Annotated in this window: 8 protein-coding genes and 2 pseudogenes; 4 read left to right on the top strand and 6 right to left on the bottom strand. The window is 61.6% G+C overall.

The annotated features are described in order from the left end of the window. Positions 1 to 62 precede the first annotated feature (62 nt). The 3 genes and pseudogenes from VZ95_RS02740 (at position 63) to VZ95_RS02730 (ending at position 2,690) form a co-directional block, all read left to right on the top strand. Positions 63 to 812: an electron transfer flavoprotein subunit beta/FixA family protein gene (locus VZ95_RS02740; RefSeq protein WP_045774513.1), complete on the top strand. Its 750-nt coding sequence runs from the start codon at positions 63 to 65 to the stop codon at positions 810 to 812. 2 nt (positions 813 to 814) lie between these two features. Next, positions 815 to 1,752: pseudogene (locus VZ95_RS02735) on the top strand (electron transfer flavoprotein subunit alpha/FixB family protein). Between the two features lie 69 nt (positions 1,753 to 1,821). After that, positions 1,822 to 2,690 (top strand): annotated as a pseudogene (locus tag VZ95_RS02730) (3-hydroxybutyryl-CoA dehydrogenase). Here VZ95_RS02730 and VZ95_RS02725 read toward each other — a convergent pair. Both VZ95_RS02725 and VZ95_RS02720 read right to left on the bottom strand, forming a co-directional pair. Continuing rightward, entirely contained in the window at positions 2,687 to 3,076 is a 390-nt protein-coding gene (locus VZ95_RS02725; protein ID WP_045774512.1) for a hypothetical protein, read from the bottom strand. The pseudogene VZ95_RS02730 and the gene VZ95_RS02725 sit on opposite strands and share 4 nt — an antisense overlap. Continuing rightward, positions 3,069 to 4,268: a DNA recombination protein RmuC gene (locus tag VZ95_RS02720; protein WP_052711428.1), complete on the bottom strand. Its 1,200-nt coding sequence runs from the start codon at positions 4,266 to 4,268 to the stop codon at positions 3,069 to 3,071. The genes VZ95_RS02725 and VZ95_RS02720 overlap by 8 nt, the downstream gene beginning before the upstream one ends. 293 nt (positions 4,269 to 4,561) lie before the next feature. Here VZ95_RS02720 and VZ95_RS02715 point away from each other — a divergent pair, with 293 nt between their 5' ends. Beyond that, entirely contained in the window at positions 4,562 to 6,130 is a 1,569-nt protein-coding gene (locus VZ95_RS02715) for a hypothetical protein (RefSeq protein WP_045774510.1), read from the top strand. Here VZ95_RS02715 and VZ95_RS02710 read toward each other — a convergent pair. The 4 genes from VZ95_RS02710 to rpsO form a co-directional block, all read right to left on the bottom strand. Beyond that, positions 6,127 to 6,411 carry a HigA family addiction module antitoxin gene (locus VZ95_RS02710; RefSeq protein ID WP_045774509.1) on the bottom strand — a complete coding sequence of 95 codons (285 nt, stop codon included), beginning with the start codon at positions 6,409 to 6,411 and terminating at the stop codon, positions 6,127 to 6,129. The genes VZ95_RS02715 and VZ95_RS02710 overlap by 4 nt on opposite strands. A 12-nt stretch (positions 6,412 to 6,423) precedes the next feature. Then, a complete protein-coding gene (locus VZ95_RS02705) occupies positions 6,424 to 6,702 on the bottom strand; it encodes a type II toxin-antitoxin system RelE/ParE family toxin (RefSeq protein WP_045774508.1) in 279 nt (92 codons plus the stop codon). Positions 6,703 to 6,876: 174 nt separating this feature from the next. Next, entirely contained in the window at positions 6,877 to 9,006 is a 2,130-nt protein-coding gene (gene pnp / locus VZ95_RS02700) for a polyribonucleotide nucleotidyltransferase (RefSeq protein WP_045774507.1), read from the bottom strand. Positions 9,007 to 9,257: 251 nt separating this feature from the next. After that, complete coding sequence (gene rpsO / locus VZ95_RS02695) at positions 9,258 to 9,527, bottom strand: 30S ribosomal protein S15 (RefSeq protein ID WP_045774514.1); 270 nt, start codon at positions 9,525 to 9,527, stop codon at positions 9,258 to 9,260. Positions 9,528 to 9,670: the final 143 nt, after the last annotated feature.

Raw genomic sequence — 9,670 nt, 5'->3', positions numbered from 1 at the left:
ATTGCCCCGCAGAACAGAGTCCCAAACCAGAAAAACATCGGTGGGCGGAGGAATTCGCAGCAATGAAGCTACTCGTCGCGGTGAAGCGCGTAATTGACTATAACGTCAAGGTCCGGGTCAAAGCGGATCAGACGGGTGTCGATCTCGCCAACGTCAAAATGTCGATGAACCCCTTCGACGAAATCGCCGTCGAAGAGGCGGTTCGCCTGAAAGAAGCCGGGATTGCCACCGAAGTGGTCGTCGTCAGCCTCGGCGTCACCCAAGCCCAGGAAACCCTGCGCACCGCGCTTGCGATGGGGGCCGATCGCGGCATTCTCGTACAGACCGATGCGGACTTGCAGCCGCTCGCCGTCGCCAAGCTGCTGAAAGCGGTTGTGGATAAAGAAGCGCCGCAGCTTGTCATTCTCGGCAAGCAGGCGATCGACGACGATAGCAATCAGACCGGCCAGATGCTCGCCGCCCTGCTCGATTGGCCGCAGGCAACCTTCGCCTCGAAAGTGGCGGTTGCGGGCAATGAAGCCAATGTGACGCGCGAAATCGACGGTGGTTTGGAAACCCTCGCCATCAGCCTGCCCGCGATCATCACCACCGATCTGCGCCTCAATGAGCCGCGCTACGCCTCGCTGCCGAACATCATGAAGGCCAAGAAAAAGCCGCTGGACGTGATCGATCCGGCCAGCCTTGGCGTCGATATCGCCCCGCGCCTCACTACGCTGAAAGTCACCGAACCGCCGAAGCGCCAGGGCGGCGTTAAGGTGGCCTCGGTGGCCGACCTTGTGGCGAAGCTGCGCACTGAAGCGAAGGTGATCTAATCATGGCCGTTCTCGTTATTGCCGAACAAGAAGCGGGTAGCCTGAAGCCCGCAACGCTTAATGCCGTCACGGCAGCCGCCAAGCTCGGCGACGTGCATGTGCTCGTCGCTGGGGCCGGGATTGGCGCTGCGGTCGAGGCGGCGAAAGCCATCGCGGGCGTTTCCAAAGTGCTGAGCGCCGATAGCGCCGACTATGCCACGGCCTCGCCGAAGCACTGACGCCGCTCGTCGTGTCGGTCGCCAAGGGTTATGACGCCGTGGTCGCCTCGGCCACTACCTTCGGCAAGAACCTGCTGCCGCGCGTGGCGGCCTTGCTGGACGTGCAGCAGATTTCCGAAGTGGTTGCCATTGAGAGCGCCGACACCTTCGTGCGCCCGATTTATGCGGGCAACGCGCTGGCGACGGTGAAATCCGCCGATGCGATTAAGGTGATGACCGTGCGCGGCACGGCCTTCGATGCGGCTGCCGCGACCGGCGGGTCGGCCACAGTGGAAGCGGTCGCTGCCGTTGCGGGCTCGGGCAAATCGAAGTTCGTCGGTCAAGAATTGTCGAAGTCGGAACGCCCAGAACTCACCTCGGCGCGGATCGTCATTTCCGGCGGGCGCGGGATGCAAAACGGCGAGAACTTCCAGCTTCTCGAAGCCGTGGCCGATAAGCTCGGCGCGGCGGTCGGTGCCAGCCGCGCGGCGGTGGATGCCGGGTTCGTGCCGAACGATTATCAGGTCGGCCAGACCGGCAAGATCGTCGCCCCCGACCTTTACATCGCCGTCGGCATTTCGGGCGCGATCCAGCATCTCGCCGGGATGAAGGACAGCAAGGTGATCGTGGCGATCAATAAGGACGAAGAAGCCCCGATTTTCCAAATCGCCGACTATGGCCTGGTGGCCGACCTCTTCAAAGCCGTGCCGGAGTTGAAAGAGGAGCTAGACCGCAGCGCCTAAGCCTGGGTAAGCTGCAAGCCCTTCGCATCGCAGGTGCGAAGGGCTTTTTTGTCGAAAAGGGAGTCCAGTATGAACACCATCGGTATCATCGGCGCGGGCCAAATGGGCAGCGGGATTGCTCAGGTCTTCGCAGCCGCAGGCTACCCGGTGCATATTCTGGATATTGCCGACGAGAAGCTGGCCGCAGGCGTGGCCTTGATCGGCAAGAATTTCGACCGGCAAATCGCCCGCGGCAAATTGTCCGAGGCGGAGAAGCTGGCCGCCCTCGGGCGCATCACTACGGGCACCCAGTATACCGCCTTCACCCAGTCCGATCTGGTCATCGAAGCCGCCACCGAAAATGAAGTGCTGAAGCGCGAGATTTTCAAAACCCTGGTGCCCTACCTGAAGCCGGAAGCCATCGTCGCCTCCAACACCTCCTCCATCTCCATCACCCGCCTTGCCGCCGCCACCGACCGGCCCGGCAAGTTCATCGGCATGCACTTTATGAACCGGTGCCGGTGATGCAGTTGGTCGAGCTGATTCGCGGTATTGCGACCGACGAAGACACGTTTTCGCGCGTGCGCACCCTGGCGGAATCCTTGGGCAAGACGGTCGCCGTGTCGGAAGATTTCCCAGCCTTCATCGTCAACCGCATTCTGCTGCCGATGATTAACGAGGCGATTTATACGCTGTATGAAGGCGTCGGCTCGGTCGTCGCCATCGATACCGCCATGAAGCTCGGCGCGAATCACCCGATGGGGCCGCTGGAACTGGCGGATTTCATCGGGCTCGATACCTGCCTTGCCATTATGCAGGTGCTGCACGATGGCCTGTCGGACACCAAATATCGCCCCTGTCCGCTGCTGGTAAAATACGTCGAAGCCGGCTGGCTCGGGCGTAAAGCCGGGCGCGGTTTCTACGATTATCGCGGCGAGAAGCCGGTTCCGACGCGTTAGTTCTGCTGCTCCTTCGGCACCGGCAGGGCTGCCGCCTCAATCTCCGCCTCCAGACTTGCCGTAAACTCGGCAAACATTTCGGGATCGGCTTCGGCTTCCTTGCGGTACTGCTCGGCCATGCGTGTTTGCAATTGCGCCATCGTGTCTTCGAGCCCGGTAAAATCCGGGGCGGTGTGGCGCAGGCCGAACTCCGATTCGAGCCCGGCGATCCGGCTTAAGATCGGCCCATAGCTGGGGTCGTCGGCGAGCGCGATGAAGCTTTCGCGCCAAGCAATCTGAAGCTCCTCGGGGCTGAGCCCCTCAAACGCCCGCCCGGCCTTGATATAGCCTTCGATGATGGCGAGCCGCTGCTGGGCGAAAAAGCTAGCGAGGGCGGTTTCATCCATTGTTGCTGGGTCCCGGCAGGCTGGCGACGGCGCTGCTCCAGCGCAGCGCGGTTTCGACCGGCGGCGGCGTTTCCAGGCTGTCGCCCAGCCCGGCGGTATCGAACTCCGCCAGTTTGCGCGCTTGCACCAGCACGCGGCTATCGAAAGCGCCGACCGCGCTATTATAGGCGCTGGACGCCGATTCAAGCCCCTTGCCGATCTTCGAAAGATGCTCGGTGAAGGTGGAGAGCCGCTTGTGCATCTCGCGCCCGTGGGCGGCAATCTCGCGGGCGTTTTCGGCCAACCGCTCCTGCCGCCAGCCGTAGGCGACGGCCCGCAGGAGCGAAATCAGCGTCGTCGGCGTCGCGAGAATCACGCTTTGCTCCACCCCGGCTTCGATCAGGCTGGGGTCATGCTCCAAGGCAGCCGCGAAGAAATGCTCGCCGGGCAAGAACAGCACAACGAATTCCGGTGTATTGCCCTTGAACTGCTCCCAATAGGTTTTTTCCGACAGGGCTTTGATATGGGTGCGGATCTGGCGCGCGTGGTGCAGCAGGTGCAGGCGGCGCGTATCATCGTCGGTGGCTTCGACCGCTAGCAGATAGGCTTCCAGCGGCGCTTTGGCATCGACGATCACGGTCTTGCCGCCCGGCAGGCGCACGACCAGATCGGGGCGCAGCTTACGATCTTCCGGCGTTTGCACCTGTTCTTGGAAGTCGCAATGGTCGAGCATGCCCGCGAGCTCCACGACGCGTTTCAACTGAATTTCCCCCCAGCGTCCGCGCACGGTGGGCGCGCGCAGGGCGCGGGTGAGGTTGCCGGTTTCGGATTTGAGTTCGTGGTAGAGCTGGCGCATCAGCGCGGTTTGCTCGCGTAGGCCGTGATAGGCACCCTCGCGGGTTTTCTCCATCTCGCGCAGATTGGTGTCGAGCTTGCCGAGGTGTTCGACGACCGGCTGCAGCAGGGCGGCTATCGCCTGCCCGCGCTGATCGAGATCGCCCTTGGCCGCCATCTGAAGTTTGCCGAAATTCTCTTCGGCCAATTGCAGGAAGCTGGCGTTGGAGCGCGCCAGCGCATCGGTGGACAGGGCTCGAAACTGGTCGGTCAGCGTGCGGCGGGCATCGTCCAGCAGGGCCAGATTTTCGCCAGTGCGGGCTTTTTCGGTTTCGAGCAGCACGCGCAGTTCGGCGTTTTTCGGCGCGCAAATCGCCAATCGAATCGCTGGCGTCGGTGAGATCGGCTTCCAGGCGGGCAAGGCGGCTGTCGCGGTCTTCCAGATGGGCGCTGAGAATGCCGGTGCGGCTGCGCGCAATCAGCCAGCCCAACAGCAGCCCCAACAGCAAGGCCGCGAGGCCAATCAAAATCAAACCCACTTCCATCGATTGCGCCATACTCTCGCACCGTTAATAGACAGACCCGCGCGCATCTGGGATAAAAGCGCTCGGTGTTGGGTGCGACAGTAGCCCCTTTGTTCTTGTCCCGCTAGGTCTAGGTGAGTTCCGCTCGATGGCTGTCGTTTCTGCCGCTTGGCCGCGTGCCGCGCGTATTCTGGCGCTGATCCTCGTGGCGGTGGGCGGGCTGCTCGCTTTTCGCCCCGATGCGGTGATCTTCACAACGCCGCTGACGGAGGATTCCTATTATAGCCTGTCGGTGGCGCGCAATATCGCCGTCGGGCGCGGCGTAACCATCGACGGCAGTTTGCCGACCAATGGATTTCAGCCGCTGTTCACCTTTATGGAAGCTGGGGCCTATGCGCTGGCAGGCGGCGACGAGAAGCTGGGCATTCGGCTCGTCCTCGGCCTGTCCTGGGCGATTTGGATTGCAACGGCGCTCATCCTCGGGCGGATTGCCCGCGACGGCGCGGGCGGCACCCCGGCGGAGAGGGCGACGCGCGGGTGGATGGCGACCCTGCTCTATCTCAGCGGCTTTCTGACCTTCATGCATCACTTCAACGGGCTCGAAACCGGGTTGCTGATGCTGGGCTATACGGGCCTGTGGCGGGCGTGGCAGCAGGGCGTTTATGAGCGCAAGAACGGGCCGCTGTGGATCGGCGCGTTGCTGGGGCTGCTGGTGCTGACCCGTATCGATGCCGCTATTTTCGCGGCGCTCTTCGGCCTGTGGCTCCTGTGGCAGGAAACCCGGCGCTTTGGGGTGGTCGCGGCTCTGAAGCGCCTCGTTCCGATGGGGCTGGCCGCGCTGCTGATTTCCGCCCCCTGGTGGGCCTATAACTCTCTCGAATTCGGCAGCCTGATGCCGACCAGCGGCACGGCGCAGCAGGAATGGGCGATCAATGAACGCCGCCTGCGCTGGGTGTTCTGGGCCTTGGGCGTCGCGGGACTGCCGCAACTTTGGCTCGGCCAGTGGGACGAGATGTTCCACGATGGCATTCTTCTGTCGCTCTTACGCGCCCTTGTGGGCGGCGGGCTGCTCTGGGGGTTCTGGCGGGCGCTCGGCCAGCGCAAGCCCTTCGCGCAGAAGGAGCCGAAACCGCGCCGTACCTGGGAATTCGCGGCGCTGCTGGCGGGCGCGCTCTTGGTGCTCTGCCTCTATTATGGCTTCAGCTTCATCGCCTATTGGTTCTATTACCGCTATCTCTTCTTCTTCGTATTGCTGGCGACCGTGGGCCTTGCTTGGCTGCTCGCGCCCTGGGTGGCCCAGGACCGGGGCCGCGCGCAGCTCGCCGCCCTCGCCTTCTGGATCTTGGCCGCGCCAACCCTCGCCTCGGCCCTCATGGCGCAAACGGGCAAAACCTTGCACGTCGAAACCGTCTATTTCGAGCAATTGGCGCTGATTAAAGAGCATGTGCCGGACGATGCCCGCGTCGCCGCCGGACAATCGGGCACGCTTGGGTATTTCCGCCCCAGTTCAGTGAATGTCGACGGCAAGGTCAACCGCGCGGCGGTGCCCTATCAGGCCCGCATGTGGGACTATTTGCGCGAAAACAACATTATCTGGTTCTGCGACTGGCCGAACTATGTGGAAAAATATTTGGGCGACGATCCGACCCAGCACGGCTGGGCGCTGGTGGCGGAGAAGGGGTTCTGGCGGCTGTGGAAGTATGAGGGGCCGTCTTAAGCCGCTTCGGCGGGGCTCACTTCGGCCAGAATGCGCGCGCCGGTTTCCCGCTCGGCAACGGCAAGCTCGAAGTCCGTCTGAAGATTGAGCCAGAAACGGGCACTATTGCCGAAATAGCGGGCGAGACGCAGGGCGGTATCGGGTGATACGCCCCGCTTGCCGTTCAGAATATCGGTGATCCGGCCTGAGGGCAGCCGCAGGGCGAGCGCAAGCTTATTGGCGGATAAGGCCCGCGCCTGTAGCTCGCGCTTCAAAATGCGTCCCGGATGAACGGCGATCATGGCGGTGCCCTCTCAGTGGTAGTCAACAATCTCAACATCCCAGGCATGGCCGTCTTCGAATTTAAAGCAAAGTCGCCACGCCTTATTGATCGTCATAGCCCATTGGCCCTCCCGGTTCCCAGAGAGCTTATGAAGCCCCACGGATTTCAGGGGGCTAAGATCGGCGGGAGAGGTTGCTGCATTTAGCATTGCCAGCAACTCTATCGCGGTCCCTTCATCCATCCCCGAAAATTTGCTTTTGCCGTCTTCGGCAAACCGCCGGGTCACGTTATTGGCCCATGACTTAATCACGGGAAAACGTACTACGGGTAACGTAGTATGTTAAGCGAAAAATAGCTCATAAAAAAACGCCCCGAGTTCCCTCGAAGCGTTCTTTATCGGCACCGGGATTGTTAAGGGGCGACTGCCCCTTAACCGGAGCGCAGAGGCAGCGCCTCTGCATCCCCATCCCAGAAAGCAGAAGCCTTACGCGTCCAAATCTTCTTTCTTCGACAAATCTTCGCCGGTTTCCTGATCGACGACTTTCATCGACAGGCGGATTTTGCCGCGATCGTCGAAGCCGAGGCATTTCACCTTCACGCTATCGCCGACCTTCACCACGTCTTCGGTCTTGGCGACGCGCTTCGGGGCGAGTTCGGAGATATGCACGAGGCCGTCGCGGCTACCGAGGAAGTTGATGAACGCGCCGAAATCGACCGTTTTCACCACTTTACCCGTGTAGATCACGCCGACTTCCGGCTCGGCAACGATGCCTTTGATCCAATCGATGGCGGCTTGCGCCTTTTCGGGATCGCTGGCCGCCACTTTAATCGTGCCGTCGTCTTCGATGTCGATCTTGGTGCCGGTGGTTTCGGTGATTTCGCGGATCACCTTACCGCCGGAGCCGATGACTTCGCGGATCTTGTCTTTCGGGATCTGGAAGCTGGTCACGCGCGGCGCATTGGCCGAAACCTGACCGCGCGGCGCATCGAGCCCCTTGGCCATTTCGCCGAGAATATGCAGACGGCCGTCTTTGGCTTGCTCCAGGGCGATCTTCATAATGTCGCGGGTAATGGACGTGATTTTAATGTCCATTTGCAGCGCGGTAACGCCGTTTTCGGTCCCGGCAACCTTGAAGTCCATATCGCCCAGGTGATCTTCATCGCCCAGAATGTCCGAGAGAACGGCGAATTTTTCGCCTTCCTTAATCAGACCCATGGCGATCCCGGCGACCGGGCGCAGCAGCGGAACGCCCGCATCCATCATCGCCAACGACGCGCCGCAGACCGAGGCCATCGAGGACGAACCATTGGATTCGGTGATTTCCGAGACGACGCGGATCGTGTACGGGAATTTTTCCTTCTCCGGCAGAACCGGATGCACCGCGCGCCACGCGAGCTTGCCGTGACCGATTTCGCGGCGGCCCGGCGAGCCCATGCGGCCCGCTTCCCCAACCGAATAGGGGGGGAAATTATAATGCAGCATGAAGTTTTCGCGGTATTCGCCGTCGAGCGCGTCGATGATCTGCTCATCCTGGCCGGTGCCTAGGGTGGCGACGACGAGCGCCTGGGTTTCCCCGCGCGTGAACAGGGTCGAGCCGTGGGCACGCGGCAGCACGCCGACTTCGGCGACAATCGGACGGACGGTCACGAGATCGCGGCCATCGATGCGGCGCTTGGTGGCGAGGATATTGCCCCGGACGATTTCGGCTTCCAAATCCTTGAATTTGGCGGACACGAGATCGGCGGCGAAACCTTCTTCGACCAGCTTGGCGACGGCAGCCGATTTGGCAGCACCGACTTTTTCGTAGCGCGCTTGCTTCTGCACTTCCGAATAGGCGGCGGTCAGACCGGCGCTGGCGATATCCTTCAGACGGGCCGCGATCGCGGCTTCGGCTTCCGGAGGGGCCGGCAGATCATAGGGTTCCTTGGCGGCGGCATTGGCGAGATCGATGATCGCGTCAATCACCACCTGGAAGCTATCGTGGCCGAAGTTCACCGCGCCGAGCATGATTTCTTCCGAAAGCTCTTTGGCTTCCGATTCGACCATCAGCACGCCTTCGACGGTGCCGGCGACAACGAGGTCGAGGGACGAATCTTTGACCTGCGTCGGCGTCGGGTTCAGCACGTAAGCGCCATCGATATAGGCAACGCGCGCGGCGGCGATCGGGCCAAGGAACGGCGCACCGGAGATCGTCAGCGCGGCGGAAGTGCCGATCATCGCGACGACATCGGGATCATTTTCCATATCGTGACTGAGAACGGTGCAAACCACCTGGGTTTCATTGCGGAACCCATCGGCGAACAGCGGGCGGATCGGACGGTCGATCAGGCGCGAGACCAGAACTTCCTTTTCCGACGGGCGGCCTTCGCGCTTGAAGAAACCACCCGGAATCTTACCGGCGGCAAAGGTTTTTTCTTGGTAGTTCACCGTGAGCGGGAAGAAATCCACGCCCGGCTTTACCGATTTGTTGAAAACGGCCGTGCAGAGCACGGTGGTTTCGCCATAGGTCACCAGCACGGCGCCATCGGCTTGACGGGCGATGCGGCCCGTCTCCAGCGTCAGCGTACGGCCGCCCCATTGAATTTCTTTTTTAAACACATTGAACATGGTCATTCCTTCCGGTCGTTCGTGCGAAGGGGGCGCTCATCGCCTACCTCTTCGCGCGGGCTGGGTTTCCCCCAGGATGCAGCCCGCCCCACCCTGCGCCGGACCCTTCGAAAAAAAGGCTTCAGTCCGGCCCAAAAGCGGCTCCGGTGAGGGCAGTCCCCCGCGTCAGCCGCGTAACCTTATACGCTAAAAGCAAACGATCCGCCCCTTGTGTCCAAGGAGCGGATCGGTGTTAGGCATCCATCCAGCGGCGCAGATTAGCGACGCAGGCCAAGACGCTGAATGAGGGTCGCATAGCGACCGTGGTCATTGCGCTTCAAGTAATCCAGCAGGCGACGGCGCTGACCGACGAGGACCAGCAGACCGCGACGCGAGTGGAAGTCCTTCTTGTGCGTGGACAGATGGTCGGTCAGGTTACGGATGCGCTCGGACAGGATCGAAACCTGCACTTCGGGCGAACCAGTATCGCCTTCCTTGGTGGCGTATTCTTGAATGAGAGCGGTCTTGCGCTCAGCGGTAATCGACATCGGGTGTCTCCCGTTGAAGGTTAAAAACGCGGCTCGGACGCAGAACCGCCCCTTCGCGCTGGCAAAGGGCAACAGGGAGTTTTTCCGACGTGGCCACAATAACAGCGTCTGGAGGGCAATCCGCCAAAACACCCCAGTCGCCC

Origin of the sequence: Elstera litoralis (assembly GCF_000963705.1) — a bacterium.
In the GTDB taxonomy this organism is placed as follows: domain Bacteria; phylum Pseudomonadota; class Alphaproteobacteria; order Elsterales; family Elsteraceae; genus Elstera; species Elstera litoralis.
The sequence above is the reverse complement of the archived record's forward strand: the minus strand, read 5'-3'. Positions and strand labels throughout refer to the sequence as shown.

Coding starts and splice junctions, on each gene's coding strand:
- rpsO (WP_045774514.1), bottom strand. CDS start 9,527: ATGTCGATTACCGCTGAGCGCAAGACCGCTCTCATTCAAGAATACGCC.
- VZ95_RS02715 (WP_045774510.1), top strand. CDS start 4,562: ATGGCTGTCGTTTCTGCCGCTTGGCCGCGTGCCGCGCGTATTCTGGCG.
- VZ95_RS02740 (WP_045774513.1), top strand. CDS start 63: ATGAAGCTACTCGTCGCGGTGAAGCGCGTAATTGACTATAACGTCAAG.
- VZ95_RS02710 (WP_045774509.1), bottom strand. CDS start 6,411: ATGATCGCCGTTCATCCGGGACGCATTTTGAAGCGCGAGCTACAGGCG.
- pnp (WP_045774507.1), bottom strand. CDS start 9,006: ATGACCATGTTCAATGTGTTTAAAAAAGAAATTCAATGGGGCGGCCGT.
- VZ95_RS02725 (WP_045774512.1), bottom strand. CDS start 3,076: ATGGATGAAACCGCCCTCGCTAGCTTTTTCGCCCAGCAGCGGCTCGCC.